Genomic DNA, 20,125 nt, shown 5'->3' with positions numbered 1-20,125 from the left:
TTCGACGAGCCATTCCAGGTCGATCTCGAACCGGCCTGCGAGCGGCACCACTTCACGGTCAGGCCACCTGGTCCCGTTACGGTAGCCCCGTGACGAGCGCCTCCAACCTGATCCTGGCGAGCATCCCCAGTCCGGACCGCGGCGTCTGGCAGCTGGACCTCGGGGTGTTCACCCTGCCGCTGCGGGCCTACGCGCTGTGCATCATCGCGGGCATCATCGTGGCGATCTGGTGGGGTGAGAAGCGCTTCATCGCGCGCGGCGGCGCGCCCGGCACGGTCGTCGACGTCGCGGTGTTCGCGGTGCCCTTCGGCTTGGTCGGCGGCAGGCTCTACCACGTCATCACTGACTACTACCGCTACTTCGGCGAGGGCAAGAACCCCCTCAACGCCCTCCGCATCTGGGACGGCGGCCTGGGCATCTGGGGCGCCATCGCCCTGGGCGCCGTCGGCGCGTGGATCGGCTGCAGGCGCAAGGGCGTCCCCCTCCCGGTCTTCGCCGACGCGGTGTCACCGGGAGTCCTCGTCGGCCAGGCCATCGGCCGCCTCGGCAACTACTTCAACCAGGAGCTCTACGGCGGTCCCACCGACCTCCCCTGGGGCCTGGAGATCTACCGCCGGGTCAACGCCGAGGGCCAGGACGACCCGCTCAACGGCGTGGCCATCGACCACACGCTGATCGACGGCAGCCCGGTGCACCCCACGTTCCTCTACGAGCTGATCTGGTGCCTCCTGGTCGCCGTGGTCGTGGTCGTGCTGGACCGCCGCCTGCGCCTCGGCCACGGCCGCGTGTGCGCCGTCTACGTGGCCGGCTACACCCTGGGCCGCGCCCTCATCGAAATGATGCGCACGGACCCCGCCACCATGGTCCTGGGCCTCCGCGTCAACGTCTGGACGTCGATCCTGCTCTTCCTGGGCGCCATCGCCTACTTCGTCCTCGCCGCCCGCCGCGGCCCCCGCGAGGACCTGGCCGCCATCATCGCCGCCAGGCTCGGCACCCCCGCGGAAACCCCGGACAAGCCCGAGGACACCGACAAGCCTGACCACGACAAGTCCGACGACACCGACAAGCCCGCGGACGACGACCCCACCCCGGACACCGACAAGCCGGACGAGGAAGCCACAGTCTCCGCCGCCAAGGACACCCCGGCCAAGGACGACTGAACCCCAAGCCGAGAACGTGCCCGCGCCCCCAGGTCGCGGGCACGTTCCATGTCCGCCACCGTCCCCGCGCACCGCGACCACGCCGACGCGCGGCCGAACAGCTCGGCGGTGCCGCCGCGGCGGGCCAGCCGCTGCTCCACGGATCAAGCAGGCGAGGCTCGCGGAACACCTCCAGGGGCAGCGGCGAGCCCGTTGCCCCACCTCCACCCTTCCGCCAGCAGCCGCCACCGATCAGCCAAGTCGCCCCCGCTGCCGGCAGCCACTACCCCTGACGCCGGGCGATCAGGTACGCCTGCGGTGCCGTCTCCCCCTCAAGAGCCTCCCGCTCGACACGCACCACCACCTCGAACCCCCGCTCCTCCAGCAACCCCACCACCCACGCGGGCCGCAGCCGGTTGAAGTCCAGCGACACGTCGTGCCCCAGCGGCCGCTCCAGCCGCAGGGGTTCGTCGCCGATCTGGAACCCCAGCACCAGGTGCCCGCCGACCCGCAGCATCCGCCCGAACTCCGCCAGCAAATCGCCCACCTCCGGCGCGGGCGTGTGGATCACCGAGTACCACGCCGACAGGCCCGCCAGCGACCCGTCCGCCAGCCCGAGGTCCCACATCGACCCCACCTCGAACCGAAGATCGGGCCGCTCACCGCGCGCGATCTTCACCATCTCGGGCGACAGGTCCACCCCGTACACCGACACCCCGAGGTCGGCCAGGTATCCCGTCACCCGTCCGGGGCCGCACCCCACGTCCACCGCCGGTCCACTCCCGACGAACCGGCCGAAGGACCCCAACACCGCCCGGCCCAACGGGTCCGAGGGTTCACCGGCGAACATCTCGGCGTAGTCGACCGCCAACGCGTCGTAGAAGGCTCTGGTCACAGCGGACACCTTTTCACACCGCGACCTGCTGATCCTGCCGACCTCCCACCGGCTATGCTCGCACCCGGAGAATGATCTTCCTGGGGTGGGCGCGAACCGGGTGTTCAGCCGTGCGCGGGACACCGCGTGACGGAAGTGACTCGCGCGTTTCCGGACTGTTAAGCTCGGGTCACTACGCGGGCCGCTGCCGTCCCGCGCCCAGTGCCCGGCGCTCCCCGCCGGCAACCGAACTGAGCGCGTGATCGCAGGACAGGAGGCCGTTTCCCATGCTGTTCTCGGCATTCCCGCGCCCCCACGGCCTCTACGACCCCGCCGACGAGCGCGACTCGTGCGGCGTGGCGATGGTGGCTGACGTGCGCGGACGCCGCTCCCACGGCATCGTCGAGGACGCCCTCACCGCGCTGGCCAACCTGGAGCACCGGGGCGCCGCGGGCGCCGAGCCGACCAGCGGCGACGGCGCGGGCATCCTGGTCCAGCTCCCCGACGACCTGCTGCGCGCCGAGGTCGGCTTCACCCTCCCCGAGACCGGCGAGCGCGGCGTGCACGGCTACGCCACCGGCCTGGCCTTCCTGCCCGCCGACCCGGACACCCGCGCCGCCGCTGTCGCGCTGGTCGAGCGGATCGCCGCCGAGGAGGGCCTGCGGGTGCTGGGCTGGCGCGAGGTGCCGGTCGACCCGGACGCCGCCGACATCGGACCGACCGCGCGCTCGGTCATGCCGCACTTCGCCATGCCGTTCGTCGCCGCGCACCCGGACGCCGAAGGGGACTGTCCCACCGGGATCGACCTGGACCGGTTGGCGTACTGCCTGCGCAAGCGCGTCGAGCGCGACAGCGTCGCCGCGGGCTGCGGCACCTACTTCCCGTCGCTGTCCGCGCGGACCTTGGTCTACAAGGGCATGCTGACGACCGCGCAGCTCCCGTTGTTCTTCCCGGACCTGCGCGACCGCCGCCTGCGCAGCGCGATCGCCCTGGTGCACTCGCGCTTCTCCACCAACACGTTCCCGTCGTGGCCGCTGGCGCACCCGTTCCGCTTCGTCGCGCACAACGGCGAGATCAACACCGTGCGCGGCAACCGCAACCGCATGCGCGCCCGCGAGGCGCTGCTGACCTCCCCGCTGCTGCCCGGCGACCTCTCCCGGCTGTCCCCGGTGATCGACCCGGACGGCTCCGACTCGGCGAGCTTCGACGAGGTGCTGGAGCTGCTGCACCTCGGTGGCCGCAGCCTGCCGCACGCGGTGCTGATGATGATCCCGGAGGCGTGGGAGAACCACACCGGGATGGACCCGAAGCGCCGCGCGTTCTACCAGTTCCACGCCAGCCTCATGGAACCGTGGGACGGCCCCGCCTGCGTCACCTTCACCGACGGCGCCCTGGTCGGCGCCGTCCTCGACCGCAACGGCCTGCGCCCGGCCCGCTGGTGGCACCTCGCCGACGACCGCGTCGTGCTCGCCAGCGAGACCGGCGTGCTCGACGTGCCGCCGGGCGACGTGATCGCCAAGGGCAGGTTGCAGCCGGGCCGGATGTTCCTGGTCGACACCACCGCGGGTCGCATCGTCGACGACGCCGAGGTCAAGGACGCGCTCGCCGCCCAGCACCCGTACGAGGAATGGCTCCACGCCGGGTTGCTCAAGATCGCCGACCTGCCCGACCGCGAGCACGTCGTGCAGACCCACGAGTCCGTCCACCGCCGTCAGCTCACCTTCGGTTATACCGAAGAAGAGCTGAAAATTCTCCTCGCCCCGATGGCCGTCACCGGATCGGAGCCGATCGGGTCGATGGGCACCGACACCCCGCCCGCCGCGCTGTCGCAGCGGTCGCGGCTGCTCTACGACTACTTCAAGCAGAACTTCGCCCAGGTCACCAACCCGCCGCTGGACGCGATCCGCGAGGAGATCGTCACCTCGGTGCAGCGGATCATGGGCCCGGAGCAGAACCTGCTGGAGCCGGGACCGGCGTCCTGCAGGCACATCCAGCTGCCGTACCCGGTCATCGACAACGACGAGCTGGCCAAGCTCATCCACGTCAACGACGACGGCGACCTGCCCGGCTACGCCTGCACCGTCCTCTCCGGACTGTACGAGGTGGACGGCGGCGGTCCGGCGCTGGCGGCGGCGGTCGCGCGCGTGCGGCGGGAGGCGTCCGAGGCCATCGCCGCGGGCGCGCGCACGCTCGTGCTGTCCGACCGCGACTCCGACCACCGCATGGCGCCGATCCCGTCCCTGCTGCTCGTTTCGGCCGTGCACCACCACCTGGTGCGCACCCGCGAGCGGCTGCGGGTCGCACTGGTCGTGGAGAGCGGCGACGCGCGCGAGGTCCACCACATCGCCCTGCTGCTCGGCTACGGAGCCGCCGCGGTCAACCCCTACCTGGCGTTCGAGACCATCGAGGACCTGATCGCCAACGGCGCCATCACCGGCGTCGAACCGGCCGCCGCCGTGCGCAACTACGTCAAGGCGCTGGTCAAGGGCGTCCTGAAGATCATGTCCAAGATGGGCATCTCCACCGTCGGCGCCTACACCGCGGCCCAGGTGTTCGAGGCGTTCGGCCTGGCGGTCGACGTGCTCGACGAGTACTTCACCGGCACCACCTCCAAACTCGGCGGCGTCGGCCTCGACGTGATCGCCCGCGAGGCGCAGACCCGGCACCGCCGCGCGCACCCGGACAACCCGACCGACCGCGTGCACCGGCGCCTCGACGTCGGCGGCGAGTACGCCTACCGGCGCGAGGGCGAGCTGCACCTGTTCACCCCGGAAACGGTCTTCCTCCTGCAGCACGCCACCAAGACCGGCCGCGAGGAGGTCTACCGCGCCTACGCCGACGAGGTCGAACGGCTCAACCGCGAAGGCGGGGCGCTGCGCGGCCTGTTCTCCCTCAAGCGCGCCGCCGACCCGATCCCGGTCGACGAGGTGGAACCCGTCGAGGCGATCCTGGCCCGCTTCAACACCGGCGCGATGTCCTACGGCTCCATCTCCGCCGAGGCGCACGAGACCCTCGCCATCGCCATGAACATGATCGGCGGCAGGTCCAACACCGGTGAAGGCGGCGAGGACCCGGAGCGGCTCTACGACCCGGCCCGGCGTTCGGCGATCAAGCAGGTGGCGTCCGGTCGCTTCGGCGTGACGAGCGAGTACCTGGTCAACGCGGACGACATCCAGATCAAGATGGCCCAGGGCGCCAAGCCCGGCGAGGGCGGCCAGCTACCGCCGAACAAGGTGTACCCCTGGATCGCGCGCACGCGTCACTCCACCGCCGGGGTCGGCCTCATCTCGCCCCCGCCGCACCATGACATCTACTCCATCGAAGATCTCGCACAACTCATCCACGACCTCAAGAACGCCAACGAGAACGCGCGCGTGCACGTCAAACTGGTGTCCGAGGTCGGCGTCGGCACGGTGGCCGCGGGGGTGTCCAAGGCGCACGCCGACGTCGTGCTGATCTCGGGCCACGACGGCGGCACCGGCGCGTCGCCGCTGAACTCGCTCAAGCACGCGGGCACGCCGTGGGAGGTCGGGCTCGCCGAGACCCAGCAGACGCTGATGCTCAACGGCTTGCGCGACCGCGTCACCGTGCAGGTCGACGGCGCGCTGAAGACCGGCCGCGACGTGGTCGTGGCCGCGCTGCTCGGCGCCGAGGAGTACGGGTTCGCCACCGCGCCCCTGGTCGTCGCGGGCTGCGTGATGATGCGCGTGTGCCACCTCGACACGTGCCCCGTCGGCGTGGCGACGCAGAACCCGGTGCTGCGCAAGCGGTACACTGGTCAGGCCGAGCACATCGTGAACTACTTCCGCTTCGTGGCGCGGGAAGTCCGCGAGCACTTGGCCGCGCTGGGCTTTCGCACCCTGGACGACGCCATCGGCCACGCCGAGCTGCTGGGGGTCGACGAAGCCGTCGAACACTGGAAGGCGCAGGGTCTCGACCTGACGCCGGTCTTCGCCGTGCCCCAGACCAGGTACGGCACCGCCCGCCGCCGCGTCCGCGCCCAGGACCACGGTCTGGAGCACGCGCTGGACCGCACCCTGGTGCAGTTGGCCGAGGCGGCGCTGGAGGACGCGCACCCGGTGCGGCTGGAACTGCCGGTGCGCAACGTCAACCGCACGGTCGGCACGCTGCTGGGCTCCGAGGTCACCCGCCGCTTCGGCGGCGACGGGCTGCCCGAGGACACCATCCACGTCACGCTGACGGGGTCGGCGGGCCAGTCGCTGGGCGCGTTCCTGCCGCGCGGCGTCACCCTCGACATGGTCGGCGACGCCAACGACTACGTCGGCAAGGGCCTGTCCGGTGGGCGGATCGTCGTCCGCCCGCACCCGGACGCGACCTTCGCCGCCGAGCGCCAGGTCATCGCGGGCAACGTCATCGCCTACGGCGCCACCGCGGGCGAGGTGTACCTGCGCGGCCGGGTGGGGGAGCGGTTCGGCGTGCGCAACTCCGGGGCGGTCATCGTCGCGGAGGGCGTCGGCGACCACGCTTTCGAGTACATGACCGGCGGCCGCGCCGTCGTGCTCGGCCCGACCGGGCGCAACCTGGCCGCGGGCATGTCCGGTGGCATCGCCTACGTGCTGGACCTCGACCCGGCGTCGGTCAACGCGGACATGGTGGAACTGCAGACCCCCGCGCCGGAGGACCTGCGGTGGCTGCGCGAAACCGTGACCCGCCACCAGGGTCTCACCGGCTCGGCGGTCGCCGCGTCCCTGCTGGGCGACTGGACCCGCCGCGCGGCCGGGTTCACCAAGGTCATGCCCCGCGACTACCAGCGCGTCCTGGCCGCGATGCGGCTGGCCCGCGCCGAGGGCCGCGACGTCGACCAGGCGATCATGGAGGCGTCCCGTGGCTGACCCCAACGGTTTCCTGTCCCAGCCGCGCGCCGACGCGGCCAAGCGCGCCGTCGACGAGCGCTTGGGCAACTGGCTTGAGGTCTGCGGCCACCTACGCCCGTGGGAGCGCGACGGGCATGTCCGTGCCGAGGTGATCGTGGAGGCGTTCTGTGGCTGATCCCAACGGCTTCCTGTCCCAGCCCCGTGTCGACGCGGCCAAGCGCGCCGTCGACGAGCGCTTGGGCGACTGGCGTGAGGTCTACCGCCACCTTGACCCGGACGACCGCGACCGGCAGGTCCGCGCCCAGGCGACCCGGTGCATGGACTGCGGCATCCCGTTCTGCCACTCGGGTTCCGCGGGCTGTCCGCTCGGCAACCTGATCCCGGAGTGGAACGACCTGGTCCGCGGCGGCCACTGGCCGATGGCGAGCGAACGCCTGCACGCCACCAACAACTTCCCCGAGTTCACCGGCCGCCTGTGCCCGGCGCCGTGCGAGGCCGCGTGCGTGCTGGCGATCTCACCGGACTCCGGCGGCGCGGTCACGATCAAGCGGGTCGAGAACACCATCGCCGACGTCTCGTGGGAACGCGGGTACGTGCGGCCGGTGACCCCCGCCGTCTCCACCGGCCGCACGGTGGCGATCGTCGGCTCGGGCCCGGCGGGCTTGGCCGCGGCCCAGCAGCTGACCCGCGCGGGCCACGAGGTCACGGTCTTCGAACGCGACGACCGCCTCGGCGGCCTGCTGCGGTACGGCATCCCCGAGTTCAAGCTGGAGAAGAAGGTCCTCGACCGCCGCCTCGCCCAACTGCGCGCCGAGGGCACCCGGTTCGTCACCGGTTGCGAGGTCGGCGGCGCCGGCCCCGGCGCGATGCCGGTGGAGCGGCTGCGAGCCGAGTTCGACGCCGTAGTCCTGGCCGTCGGCGCCCTGCGCGGCCGCGACGCCCCGAACATCCCCGGCCGCGACCTGGCGGGCGTCCACCTGGCCATGGACCACCTGGTCCCCGCCAACCGCCAGTGCGAGGGCGACGGCCCCACCCCCGTCGACGCGCACGGCAAACACGTGATCATCATCGGCGGCGGCGACACCGGCGCCGACTGCTACGGCACGGCCATCCGCCAGGGCGCGGCGAGCGTCGTGCAGCTCGACCAGTACCCCCAACCCCCGAACACCCGCGACGACGACCGGTCGCCCTGGCCGGTGTGGCCGTGGATCCTGCGCACCTACGCGGCCCACGAGGAAGGCGGCGAACGCCGCTTCGCGGTCGCCGTGGACCGGTTCGTCGGCGACGCAGACGGCACCCTCACCGCCGTCCAGCTGCGAGAGGTGCGGGTCCACAAGAACCCGACCACCGGTGTTCGCGAGGTGGTGCCCCTCAACGACGAGGTGCACGTCCTCCCGGCGGACCTGGTCCTGCTCGCGATCGGCTTTGAAGGCGTCGAACACCTGCCCCTCCTCGACGCCCTCAACCTGAAGCTGACCCCGCGCGGCACCCTCGCCTGCGGCCGGGACTGGCAGACGACGACCCCGGGCACCTTCGTCTGCGGAGACGCCCACCGCGGCGCCTCCCTGGTCGTGTGGGCCATCGCCGAGGGCCGCTCCACCGCCCACGCCGTCGACGCCTACCTCACCGGCGCGTCGGACCTCCCCGCCCCGGTCCACCCCAACGCCCTACCCCTGGCCGTCCGGTAATCCCGGTAACCACCGTAACCACGGCTTCGGTGCCGCCACACCCGCGACCCCGCGCCACCCATCCGACGCTGTCGGCGCTGCCCGACAACCGGAGCCGGACCGCCTCCAGCCGCACCTGATCGGCATAGCGGCCCAGCACCACACCGATCGAGCGCACCGCCCCCGCTCGACCTGATCCCGCCAGACCCGATCCCGCTCGACCGAGCCTGCCCACCTGAACCTTGCCCACCTGAACTTTGCCCACCCGGACTTTGCCCGCCCGGACCGTGCTCGCTTGGACTCTGCTCGAGCGGACCCGCTCGACGTGATCTCGTTCGCGTCGATCTTGTTCGACCGGTGCCTGCCCACCTGAACCTTGCCCGACCGGACCTTTCGTGATCGGATCTTGCTCGAGCGGACCTGCTTGACGCGATCTCGTTCGCTTCGATCTTGTTCGACCGAGCCAGGTCGCCCGAACCTTGCTCGATCGGACCCTGCTCGAGCAGCGGACCCGCTCGACGCGAGCCTGCTCGCTCGGCCCCTGTCCGGCCGAGCCTGGTCGTCCCAACCTCACTCGCCCCGACCTGCCGACCGGACCCGCTCGACGCTCGCTCGCTCCGACCCTGCCTGCCCGGACTTGCCCGCCTGGACCTGCTCGGCGCGATCTCGCTCCTACCTCGCCGCCTGAGCCTGGTCGCCCCGACCTCACTCGACCGGACTTCGCTCGAGCAGACCCCGCTCGATCCGATCCTGCTCAGCCCCGTTTCCGCGCACCCCACCAAGATCCCCCGCCCAGCCAGGGGATCCCCGGATTTCAACGCTACCCACCGGAAGCGCGGCAAAACGGATCCCTCGGCCACCTGTGGGCAACTCGGTGGCATGTGGACAACCGCGCGGGTGGTCACCATCCCGATGGCATCTTGATCTTGCCGGTCGACCCTGGCCGCACCGGCGACCTCGACAAGCCGCCGGACACCGGGACGTCACGGCGCGGGCCCGAAGGCGTTCGGGCGAGGTCAAGCGAGCCAGGGGAGTCCCGCGCTCCCGCGCGGGCGCGCGAGATGCGAGACTGCCCAGCGATGAGCGCGCAGAACTCCCTCCCCGCCTCCCTGGCCCTGACCAACTTCGCCCACTTCACCTCGATGCGGGTGGAGTCCGGCCGGGTCCGCGGCCTCGCCCGCCACTTGGAGCGGCTGGACCGCGACTCCTGGGTCGTGTTCGGCACGGGCCTCGACGAGGCCGCGGTCCGCGCCGCCATCAAACAAGCCATCAAGGGCGCCACCGACCCACTAGCGGTCCGGGTCACGGTCCACGCCCCCGACTTCGACCCGCGCGACCCCGCCGCCGACCTCACGCCCCAGGTCGCGGTGACCACCGCCGCCCTGCCCGAGGACAGCCCGAAGCCCCTGGGGGTGCGCACCGCCGGCTACCAGCGGGACCTGCCCCAGGTGAAGCACACCGGGCTCTTCGGCCTGTACTACCAGCGCCGCCTCGCCACCCGCGCGGGCTTCGACGACGTCCTGTTCGTCAACCCCGACGGCGAGGTCAGCGAGGGGTCCACCTGGAACGTCTGCTTCCACACCGCGGACGACACCTTCGTCTGGCCCAGCGCGCCCGCCCTGCCCGGCATCGCCATGAGCCTGGTGCAGAGCGGCCTGCACCGCGCGGGCGCCAAGACCGAGGTGCGCCCGGTCACCGCCGCCGAGCTGCCCGACTTCCGCGGCGCGTACGCCACCAACGCGCTGCGGCCGGTCCGCGCGATCAGCCACGTCGACGAGACCGAGTACGCCGTCGACCCCGAGGTGACCGCCCGGCTGCTGCGCGCGCACGACCTCACCGCCGCGGAGCGGGTGTGAGCGGCTTCCAGGGCTTCGGCGAGTACGCGGTCGACTTCTACGACGGTCTGGTCGCCGACAACTCCAAGAGCTATTGGGACGCCAACAAGCAGACCTACGACTCCGACGTCCGCGACCCGATGAAGGCGCTGCTGACCGAGCTGGAACCCGAGTTCGGCGGTGACTTCGGCTCGCCCAAGGTGTTCCGCCCGCACCGCGACGTCCGGTTCGCCAAGGACAAGCGCCCGTACAAGGACCACTGCGGCGGCGTCATCGAGGCCGGACGCGGCGCGGGCGCCTACTACGTCGAGGTCGGCCCGGACGGCCTGCGGGTCGGCGGCGGCTGCTTCCACCTGGAGTCCGACCAACTCGCCCGTTTTCGCGCCGCCGTCGCCGAGGAGATCCACGGCGAGCCGTTCCGCGCGATTCTGGCCAAACTGGAGCGCACCGGGTGGACGATCAGAGGGGACCGTCTGCGCACCACTCCGCGAGGTGTCCCGAAGGACCACCCGCGCCTCAGCCTCCTCCAGTATCGCTCGGTTTACGCCGTGCGGGTCTGGGAACCGGACGACACCCTGCACGAGCGCGGGACTTTCACCCGGGTGAGGGACGCGTGGCGGCAACTCCGCCCGTTCAACGAGTGGGCTCGTGACCATGTGGGGTTGTCCGAACGCGCTCGGTAGCGACCGCGTTGCCGCCGGTAGAACACTCTGAATCGATCTGAATCGAATCGCACGTTCATCGGGATCGGTAAAGCCGACGGGACTAAGCTGTGGGGCTGTGAACCGACGAGCGAAGATCGTGTGCACCATGGGCCCGGCCACGGCCACTCCGGAGCGGGTGCGCGACCTGGTGGCCGCGGGCATGGACGTGGCGAGGATGAACTTCAGCCACGGCAGCCACGGTGACCACAAGCAGGTCTACGACCTGGTCCGCGCCGCGGGCGACGAGTCGGGCCGGGCCGTGGGCGTCCTCGCCGACCTGCAGGGCCCCAAGATCCGCCTCGGCACCTTCGCCAACGGCCCGGTGGAGTGGCGTACCGGCGACGTCGTCCGGATCACCGTCGAGGACGTCGCGGGCACCCACGACCGGGTGTCCACCACCTACAAGGGCCTGGCCAACGACGCCAAGGCGGGCGACCGGCTGCTGGTCGACGACGGCAAGGTCGGCCTGGTCGTGCGCGGCGTCGAGGGCGCCGACGTGGTCTGCGAGGTCACCGAGGGCGGTCCGGTCAGCAACAACAAGGGCCTGTCGCTGCCCGGCATGGACGTGTCCGTCCCCGCGCTGTCGGAGAAGGACATCGAGGACCTCGAGTTCGCGCTGCACCTCGGCGTGGACTTCATCGCGCTGAGCTTCGTCCGCTCGCCCGCCGACATCGACCTGGTGCACCAGGTGATGGACCGGGTCGGCCGGGGCAGGCTGCCGGTGATCGCCAAGCTGGAGAAGCCGGAGGCGGTCGACAACCTGGAGGCCATCGTGCTGGCCTTCGACGGTGTCATGGTCGCCCGCGGCGACCTGGGCGTGGAGCTGCCGCTGGAGCAGGTGCCGCTGGTGCAGAAGCGGGCCATCCAGATCGCCAGGGAGAACGCCAAGCCGGTCATCGTGGCGACCCAGATGCTCGACTCGATGATCAGCAACTCCCGGCCGACCCGCGCCGAGGCCTCCGACGTGGCCAACGCGGTGCTCGACGGCGCGGACGCGCTGATGCTCTCCGGCGAGACCAGCGTCGGCCGCTACGCCATCGAGTCGGTGCAGACGATGAGCCGCATCATCGAGGCCGTGGAGGCCGAGCGGCCCACGGTGCCGCCGCTGACCCACGTCCCGCGCACCAAGCGCGGCGTGATCTCCTACGCCGCCCGCGACATCGGCGAGCGGCTCAACGCCAAGGCCCTGGTCGCCTTCACGCAGTCCGGCGACACGGTGAAGCGCCTGGCCCGCCTGCACACCCGGCTCCCGCTGCTGGCGTTCACCCCGGAACCGGGCGTGCGCAGCCAGCTGTCGCTCACCTGGGGCACGGAGACGTTCCTGGTGCCCGAGGTGGACTCCACCGACCGCATGGTCCGGCAGGTCGACCTGTCCATGTTGTCCATCGGCCGCTACCAGCCCGGTGACCTGGTGGTCATCGTCGCGGGCTCACCGCCCGGCACCGTCGGGTCCACGAACCTGATCCGCGTGCACCGCTTGGGCGAGGAAGACCACGCCTGACGCGGAGTCCGGCCGCGCTCGGCGCTACTGTCCGGTACATGACTGAGGACGGGATGGCGGCGCCGGGTGCGGCCGACGACGGCGTGCTGCGTGGGCAGGCCGCGCTGGACGGGCTGGTCGCGCTGCTGGACCTGGAGCGCATCGAGGAGAACATCTTCCGGGGCGTCAGCCCGGACGACTCGCCGGTGCGCGTCTTCGGTGGTCAGGTCGCGGGCCAGGCGCTGGTCGCGGCGGGCCGGACGGTGCCGCCGGAGCGGCGCGTGCACTCGCTGCACGCGTACTTCATCCGCGGCGGCGACCCGAGCGTGCCGATCGTGTACGAGGTGGACCGCATCCGCGACGGCCGCTCGTTCACGACCCGCCGCGTTGTGGCGGTGCAGCACGGCAAGGCGATCTTCGCGCTGTCCGCGTCGTTCCAGGTCGACGAACCCGGGATCGGGCACGCGGACCCGATGCCCGAGGTGCCCGCGCCGGAATCGCTGCCGACGCAGGCCGAGCGGATCACCCCGGAGCTGCGCGAGCGGTTCGGCGCGTGGGCGGACCGCCCGCGCCCGATCGACGTCCGCTACGTCTCGGAACCGCCGTGGCTCTCCCGCGAGACCGGTCCGCGCGACGCCCACAACCAGGTGTGGATGCGCGCCGACGGAACCCTCGACGGTGACCATATGCTGCACGTGTGCGTCCTGGCCTACGCCTCGGACATGACGCTGCTCGACGCCGTGCTGGCCCGCCACGGCGTCTACTGGGGAACCGACAAGGTCATCGGCGCCAGCCTCGACCACGCGATGTGGTTCCACCGCCCGTTCCGCGCCGACGAGTGGATCCTCTACGACTGCCTGTCGCCCAGCGCGTCCGGCGGTCGAGGGCTGGCCACCGGGCGGTTCTTCACCAGGGACGGGCAACTCGTGGCGACCGTCGTCCAAGAAGGTCTGGTGCGGCTGCTCGACTGAGGACGGCGGACCGCGCGAAAAGGACGGCGCCGACCGGATCGGTCGGCACCGAAGGCGCGAACGATCGCCGAACGGGCCTCGACGCGTTGGTCTGTTCGAGCGAATTCGCCGTCGTGGCCCGGATTTCCCCGTTGTCGGTGCGAATCGGTGAATCCGTGGCGAGACGCGCGCCGCCGCTGTGGACGACTCCGACCGGGATTTGCCTGCCGGACAAGGGAAGTGGCGGGCAAGACCGGTTCGTCGGGGGGTGAGATCCGGTCCTGCCCGCCTGCCGGGACGCCTCGGGATGGGGGTGGGCGGCGCCCCGGGGTCGGTGCGGGTTCAGCGGGCGAGGTGTTCCTTGTAGGACGTGTCCTCGGTGACCAGCAAGCACAGGTGCGCGGTCAGGTAGGCGCGGCACGGCGCGGGCGCGCGGGTGAACAGCCTTGTGCGGCACGACGGGCAGCGACCGTTCTCGTCCGGGCTGTGCTCGGCCAGCAGCGCGCGCAGCGCGGCCACGATCCGCGGCAGTTCCGCGCGGGCCAGCCGGGTCGCCGCGGCGTCGCCGTCCACTTCGGCGCGGTGGCTCACCTCGGTCAGGTAGCCCTGCAACGAGGCTTCCATGTGTCCGAAGATCGACCCGCTCACCCGTGGCCTCCAGCCGTGTTCAGCTCTCAAGGGGACGGCCGAATCGGCCGATGACCGTCTGGTGCGGCCAGTCGTCCCCGGATCCCGTCGATTCGCCAGTCCCTCGCGCCCGATTCGCGCCTCGCGGCGGACACCGGCCCGCTCCCGGGAACTCGAACCGATCCTTCCGTGGACGCCTGGAGTGCAGCCTGCTTCCTGCGAATGGCATTTTGCAAGTTGCACCACTCGATCGGGTGACTTCGGTTGCTCGATGCGGTTGACCGCGCCACGGAACGGTCCTGGCGCCTCCTTGTGCTGGACAAGATCAGCATCGAGACTGGCCAACGGTGCGCGGACGCCGCGCGCCCAGGGGCTGTGGCCGGTCGTTGGACGCGGTCAGAAACGAGGTGGGAACGTGGCCCGAGGACCGAGTCCGACTGTACGACGCCGCAGGCTCGCGGCGGAACTGCGGAGATTCCGCGAAGCGGCGGAACTCACCATCGATGAGGTGGGCGAAAAGCTGGAGTGCTCCGCCTCGAAGATCAGCCGCATCGAGACCGGGCACGTCGGTGTGACGCCGCGGGACGTCCGCGACATGCTCGAGCTCTACGGTATCGAGGAGGCCCGCCGGGAAGCACTGGTGCAACTGGCCCGGGAGGCGCGGCAGAAGGGGTGGTGGCACTCGTACAACGAGGTCTTCACCGGTTCTTTCGTCGGCCTCGAGGCCGACGCGTCATTCCTGCACACGCACCAGGCATTGCTGATCCCCGGTCTGCTGCAGATCGAGGAATACACCAGAGCCGTCATCCGGGCGATCCGCCCGGATGCCGAACCGGCCGAGGTCGACCTGAGGGTCCGGGGCAGGCTTGCGCGCCAGCGACTGCTGACCGACCCCCATCCGCCCGACTACTGGGCGGTGCTCGACGAGGCCGTGCTACACCGTGTCACCGGTGGACCCGAGGTCATGCGCGCGCAACTGGCCCGGCTCGTCGAGGCGTCGACCCTGCCGAACGTGACCATTCAGGTCGTGCCATTCGGTACGGGCGCGCACGCGGGAATGGAGACTCCGTTTCTGATCCTGGGTTTCCCGGAGCAGGCGGATCCCGATGTCGTCTACGTCGAGAACACCACCACGGGCGTCTATCTAGAACAGCCGTCCGATGTCCGCCGGTACACGTTGATGTTCGACCATTTACGGGCGTCGGCGTTGGGACCTGACGACACCGTCGCCCTCATCCAGCGAATCGCGAACGGAATGGGACGCGATTCGACGACATGATGAGAGGAGTAGGGCGTGACCGTTTCTGACCTGGCAAGCGCCGAATGGCGCAAGAGCAGCCGCAGTGGTGCGACCAACGACTGCGTCGAGCTCGTGGTCGGCAGAAGCGGCGCAGCGGTGCGCGACTCCAAGAACGCGGAGTACGGGCACCTGGCGTTCGCGGACATCGAGTGGTCGACCTTCGTCGACGCCGTGAAGGGTGACCTGCTGGCGGCCAGATAGCCAACGGGTCGGCGGTGCTCGTGCCCGGGATGGTCGACAGCATCCCGGTCCCAGCCACCTCGATGGCGGGGCCACGGCGGTGGCCGTGGCCCCGTACCCGCGCGACAACCACCCCTTACCCCCTCCCGAGGACCCCCACCCGCGCACCGGGTAAGGGGTCCTGAGGGGGAGGACTGCGTGATCGCCCGATCCCCGTACCCACCCCCTCAGGACGAGTCTTCTCGGTAGCCGAAGAGCACGAACCGAGGAGATGAGCACGATGGAGTGGACCCCGGAAGCCGTTCAGGCCGAGGTCAACTACCGCAGGCACGGCACGCTGGACCGCACCAGCAGGCTGCACCTGCGCGAGGTCCCCCGCGCCCCCTGGTGGCGCAAGCTCGTGGGCACCCGCCCCGATCCCCGCCAGTCCGACCGCCACGCCGCCTGAGGCGTGGGCACACCACCCGCCCCGGCCGGTGGTGTGCCCACGCCGGACACCCAAAGCCGAAGCTGTCCACGACCGCGCCGGTCCGCTTGCTCGAGTGGCGCTCCCCGCCGACCACCCTGCCGTTGACCGGAGCCGCCCGGGGCAGCGCCTCGCGAACGACACAAACGAGCCTCGCGGCGGCCTCAAATCCGGGCCACGCGTTCTCGAACGCCCATTGTGCGAAGCGTTCGCCTCTTCCCGCGCACCGCGTTCTTGGTGCCGCCGCTGGTCTTTGGCGCCCAGAGACCGCACACCCAGCGCAAGCCGGGGCGTGCGGTGAAGAGCCATACGTCTTCGCGCGCGGCGACCCGGAGCGTCACCAGGTCGGCTGGCGCGGGCACCCGGGCGCGCGGGTTCGGTGAACACGCCGCCCTCCCGGGTACCGGACTCTCGCTGGCATTCCCGGTAGGCGACCAGGTACGGGATGCCGACTTGCCCGGTGCCCGGCCACGTCCGCGGATCCGGAAGGCGCCGACCGCCACCGGTCGCGCGCCGGCGTGGTGGGCATCGCCGCTGGTGGTGGTGTCGTGACCGGTGGCCGGTCGGCCTCCGGTGTCGGGGAGGTGTGCGAGCATGCCAACCATGCCGCGTCTTGGTTCCGGAATCCCGCTGGTCGCCCGCGGCCGCGAGCTGCGCAGGCTGCGCACCGCGCTCGAGGGCGCGGCGGCGGGCCGGGCCTCGGCCGTGCTGCTGGCCGGGGACGCCGGGATCGGCAAGACCCGGATGACCGAGGAGATCGGCGTGATCGCCCGCGACCTGGGGGCGCGGGTGCTCACGGGCCGGTGCCTGGACGCGGGCGAGACCGGCCTGCCCTACCTCCCGGTGGCCGAGGCGCTGGCCCAGGTGCGCGAGCACGCCCAGAGCCGTCCCGCGCTGGGCAGGCTCTTCCCCGAGGTCGCGCTCCCCGCGAGCCCCGAACCCGGCGGGCAGGTGGCTGCCATCGCCACCTCGGTGTGGGGCACCCGCGCCGAGCAGGACATCGGCCAGCTCCAGCTCTTCGACGCCGTGCACGGACTGCTCAACGACCTCGCCGAGCGCGCCCCGCTGCTGCTGGTCCTGGAAGACCTGCACTGGGCCGACGCCTCCACCCGCAGCCTGCTGTCCTTCCTGCTCTCCCGCCTGCGCTCCCAGCGGATGCTGGTCCTCGGCACCTACCGCAGCGACGACCTGCACCGCCGCCACCCGCTGCGCCCGCTGCTGGCCGAACTCGTCCGACTGCCCCAGGTCGAACGGATCGAACTCGCCCCGTTCGGCACCGCCGACGCCCGCGCCTTCGTCACCGCCCTAGCCGAGGAACGCCTCCCCGAACCCGTGCTGCGCGAGGTCGCGGGCCGCTCCGAGGGCAACGCCTTCTTCGCCGAGGAACTGCTCGCCGCCTACTCGATGAGCGACAGCGTCGGCATCCCCGCCAACCTCGTCGACGTCCTGCTCGCCCGCGTCGAACGCCTCAACCCGGCCACCCAGGGCGTCGTGCGGATCGCCTCGGTCGCGGGCAGGCGCGTGCGCGACGCCCAGCTGCGCGCCGTCGCCGACCTCGAGGACGGCGACCTGGAGACCGCCCTGCGCGAGGCCGTGGCCCACCACGTCCTCGTCCCCGGCGACGGCGAGCACTACGCCTTCCGCCACGCCCTGCTCCGCGAAGCCGTCTACACCGACCTCCTGCCCGGCGAACGAGTCCGCCTGCACGCCGCCTACGCCCGAGTCCTCGCCACCGACTCCGACTCGCGCGGTGTCGCCGCGGCCCTGGCCCACCACAGCATGGAGAGCCACGCCCTGCCCGCGGCCCTGGCCGCCTCCGTCGCCGCCACCTGGGAGGCCGAACGACTGGGCGCCCCGGCCGAGTCCCTCGACCACGCCGAGCGCGCGCTGAAGCTGTGGAACGCCGTGCCCGCGGACCAGCGCCCCACCAAGGTCGACGAACTCACCCTGCTCCGCCACGCCTCCTGGGTCGCGGGCATGTCCGGCGACCCCGAACGCGCCGTCGCCTTCGCCAAGTCCGCCGTCGCCGCCGCCAAGGCCGCGGGCGACACCGTCACCCCGGAACGCGCCGCCACCCTGCACCGCCGCCTGGCCGAGGCCATGTACTACATCGATGGCCGCGAGGAGGAGGCGATGGCCGCCGTCGAGCAGGCGTGGGCGATGCTCGCCGACCGCCCCGACAGCTCCGACCAGGCCTGGGTGCTCACCGCGTACGCCACGATCCTGCGCTCCGTCGGCAGGCTGGAGGAATCCCGCCTGCACGCCCGCCGCGCCCTCGACGTCGCCCGCCGGGTCGGCGCCCGCGGCCCCGAGGTCGACGCCCTGGCGACCTTGGCCGTCCTCGACGAGGCCGACGGCCAGGCCGTGGAGGCGCGACAGCGGCTCGCCGAGGTCATCCCCCGCGCGGGCGAGATCGGCGCCATCAGCACCGAGCTCCGCGCCAGGTACTTCCTGTGCGTCAACCTCTACGAGTCCGGCCTGCTCGACCAAGCGGCCGGGGTCGTCGACGCGGGCGTCGAACGGGCCCGCGCCACCGGCCTCACCTGGAGCGCGTACGGCACCGAGCTGCGCGTGATCCAGGTCGTCATCCGCTACGTCCGCGGCGACTGGGACGGCGCCGAGGCCGCGGCCGAACCGCCCGGCCACCGGGTCTCCAGCACGGTCTCGGCCCGCCTGGCCTCCGTCGGCGCCAACATCGCCGTCGCCCGCGGCCGCTTCGCCGAGGCCGAGCGCCTGGTCACCGAACTGCGGTCGGACTGGCACCGCGACATCCAGATCCCCTTGGTCGCGGGCGGCGTCGCCGCCGAGCTGGCCGCCTGGCGGGGCAGGCCGGACCGCGCCGTCGACGGCGTCCGCGAGGCCCTGGACTGGATCGCCCAGGCGGGCGAGCAGTGGATGATGGCCACCATCCGACTGGCCGCCCACGGCATCGCCGCCCACGCCGACCTGGCCACCACCGCCCGCCGCGCGGGTCACCCGGTCGACGCGCACGTCGCCGAGGGCGAGCGCCTGATGAGCCTGGCCCGTCAGACCGCCGCCAACGGCCGACCCCGCACCGGCACCCTCGGCCCGGAAGGCCGCGCCTGGCTCGCCCGCGGCGAGGCCGAACTGACCCGGCTCCACGGCCCCGCCGCCGACACCGCGGCCCCGTCAGCCAGTTCGGCCCCCGCCGGCCCGCTGGCCGCCACCACCCCCGCCGCCGACGGTGGCACGACCAACGATCCCCGCTCACCGCGCCCCGACACCCCAGGGACCAGCACCCGGGCAAGTCACACCCAGGCGATCGCCCCTCTGGAATCCGGCACCCCGGCAAGCACCGGGAGTGCGGTGACCGGCCTCCCCGAAACCGACGGCTCGACAACCGGCGGTCCCGGGCGCGCAGCCCCCGTGGCTGGTGCCGTGGCGGCCCTCACCCGTGATCCGGGCGGAGCCACCGTCGACACCGGGGACGCGACCCTCCTCGGCGGTCCCGATGGCTCCGGGACCGCCGAGGCCCACCTCGACCGGCCGGATGTCGAGGCTTGGCAGCGCGCGGTGGCGGCGTTCGGCTACGGAGCCGTCTACGAGCAGGCGCTGTGCAGGCGGCGGTTGGCGGAAGCCCTCCTAGGAAGGGACGACCGCGACCCGGCCGCCGAACAGCTCCGGCTCGCCGACGAGGTAGCGACCAGGCTGGCTGCCAAGCCGCTCTCCGACGCGTTGCGCCGCACCGCTCGCCGGGCCCGGATCGCGCTGGGCGACGCCGTGGTCGTGCGGGATGAGGTGGACCCCTTCACCCCTCGCGAACGCGCGGTTCTCACCCTCGTGGCGGCGGGCCGGACGAACCGGCAAGTGGGTGAGGAACTGTTCATCAGCGAGAAGACGGTCAGCGTCCACCTCAGCCGGATCATGGCGAAACTCGGCGCGAGCCGACGGGCTGAGGCCGTGGCGGTGGCATACGACCGAGGCTTGCTGAGCGAAGCCTCGGGCCAACGCTGAACTCTCACGTTATTCAGTTGTCGGGTTCATCAATTCATCTACCTCCACGGGATCTCGGTGTTGCGCGGAGGTTTCCGCGCAACACCGAGTCTT

14 protein-coding genes are annotated in these 20,125 nt (G+C 71.8%); 12 read left to right on the top strand and 2 right to left on the bottom strand.

The genetic code is table 11. From position 1 onward, the window contains the following. Positions 1–89: 89 nt before the first annotated feature. Complete coding sequence (gene lgt / locus V5P93_RS26905) at positions 90–1,160, top strand: prolipoprotein diacylglyceryl transferase (protein ID WP_104479711.1); 1,071 nt, start codon at positions 90–92, stop codon at positions 1,158–1,160. Positions 1,161–1,422: 262 nt separating this feature from the next. On the opposite strand, the gene V5P93_RS26900 is transcribed toward lgt, so the two are convergent. Next, the gene (locus V5P93_RS26900) at positions 1,423–2,034 is read right to left on the bottom strand and encodes a class I SAM-dependent methyltransferase (protein WP_245931323.1); all 612 of its coding nucleotides are present in this window, start codon (positions 2,032–2,034) and stop codon (positions 1,423–1,425) included. A gap of 266 nt (positions 2,035–2,300) precedes the next feature. Here V5P93_RS26900 and gltB point away from each other — a divergent pair, with 266 nt between their 5' ends. The 7 genes from gltB to tesB all read left to right on the top strand — a co-directional run bounded on the left by gltB (position 2,301) and on the right by tesB (position 13,505). After that, entirely contained in the window at positions 2,301–6,866 is a 4,566-nt protein-coding gene (gltB, locus tag V5P93_RS26895; protein WP_104479712.1) for a glutamate synthase large subunit, read from the top strand. Then, on the top strand, positions 6,859–7,023 hold the full coding sequence (locus V5P93_RS26890) for a hypothetical protein (RefSeq protein ID WP_181043533.1): 165 nt from the start codon (positions 6,859–6,861) through the stop codon (positions 7,021–7,023). The genes gltB and V5P93_RS26890 overlap by 8 nt, the downstream gene beginning before the upstream one ends. Next, positions 7,016–8,536, top strand: a complete 1,521-nt coding sequence (locus tag V5P93_RS26885) for a glutamate synthase subunit beta (protein ID WP_104479713.1) — start codon at positions 7,016–7,018, stop codon at positions 8,534–8,536. The genes V5P93_RS26890 and V5P93_RS26885 overlap by 8 nt, the downstream gene beginning before the upstream one ends. 1,058 nt (positions 8,537–9,594) lie before the next feature. Next, entirely contained in the window at positions 9,595–10,371 is a 777-nt protein-coding gene (locus tag V5P93_RS26880; RefSeq protein WP_181043534.1) for an aminotransferase class IV, read from the top strand. After that, the gene (locus V5P93_RS26875; RefSeq protein ID WP_104479715.1) at positions 10,368–11,033 is read left to right on the top strand and encodes a DUF2461 domain-containing protein; all 666 of its coding nucleotides are present in this window, start codon (positions 10,368–10,370) and stop codon (positions 11,031–11,033) included. The genes V5P93_RS26880 and V5P93_RS26875 overlap by 4 nt, the downstream gene beginning before the upstream one ends. Before the next feature lie 97 nt (positions 11,034–11,130). Next, positions 11,131–12,555 carry a pyruvate kinase gene (gene pyk / locus V5P93_RS26870; protein ID WP_104479716.1) on the top strand — a complete coding sequence of 475 codons (1,425 nt, stop codon included), beginning with the start codon at positions 11,131–11,133 and terminating at the stop codon, positions 12,553–12,555. 38 nt (positions 12,556–12,593) lie between these two features. Next, complete coding sequence (gene tesB, locus V5P93_RS26865; RefSeq protein ID WP_104479717.1) at positions 12,594–13,505, top strand: acyl-CoA thioesterase II; 912 nt, start codon at positions 12,594–12,596, stop codon at positions 13,503–13,505. 321 nt (positions 13,506–13,826) lie between these two features. Here tesB and V5P93_RS26860 read toward each other — a convergent pair whose 3' ends face one another. Beyond that, complete coding sequence (locus tag V5P93_RS26860; RefSeq protein WP_146108050.1) at positions 13,827–14,108, bottom strand: hypothetical protein; 282 nt, start codon at positions 14,106–14,108, stop codon at positions 13,827–13,829. Positions 14,109–14,526: 418 nt separating this feature from the next. On the opposite strand from V5P93_RS26860, the gene V5P93_RS26855 reads away from it, so the two are divergent. The 4 genes from V5P93_RS26855 (at position 14,527) to V5P93_RS26840 (ending at position 20,032) form a co-directional block, all read left to right on the top strand. After that, the gene (locus V5P93_RS26855) at positions 14,527–15,390 is read left to right on the top strand and encodes a helix-turn-helix transcriptional regulator (RefSeq protein ID WP_104479719.1); all 864 of its coding nucleotides are present in this window, start codon (positions 14,527–14,529) and stop codon (positions 15,388–15,390) included. 15 nt (positions 15,391–15,405) lie between these two features. Next, a complete protein-coding gene (locus tag V5P93_RS26850) occupies positions 15,406–15,612 on the top strand; it encodes a DUF397 domain-containing protein (RefSeq protein ID WP_104479720.1) in 207 nt (68 codons plus the stop codon). Positions 15,613–15,862: 250 nt separating this feature from the next. Then, entirely contained in the window at positions 15,863–16,039 is a 177-nt protein-coding gene (locus V5P93_RS26845) for a hypothetical protein (protein ID WP_181043535.1), read from the top strand. A 612-nt stretch (positions 16,040–16,651) separates the two neighbouring features. Next, complete coding sequence (locus V5P93_RS26840; protein ID WP_146108051.1) at positions 16,652–20,032, top strand: LuxR family transcriptional regulator; 3,381 nt, start codon at positions 16,652–16,654, stop codon at positions 20,030–20,032. Positions 20,033–20,125: the final 93 nt, after the last annotated feature.

The sequence above is a fragment of the Actinokineospora auranticolor genome, assembly GCF_041897805.1.
Classification (GTDB): Bacteria; Actinomycetota; Actinomycetes; order Mycobacteriales; family Pseudonocardiaceae; genus Actinokineospora; species Actinokineospora auranticolor.
The sequence above is the reverse complement of the archived record's forward strand: the minus strand, read 5'-3'. Positions and strand labels throughout refer to the sequence as shown.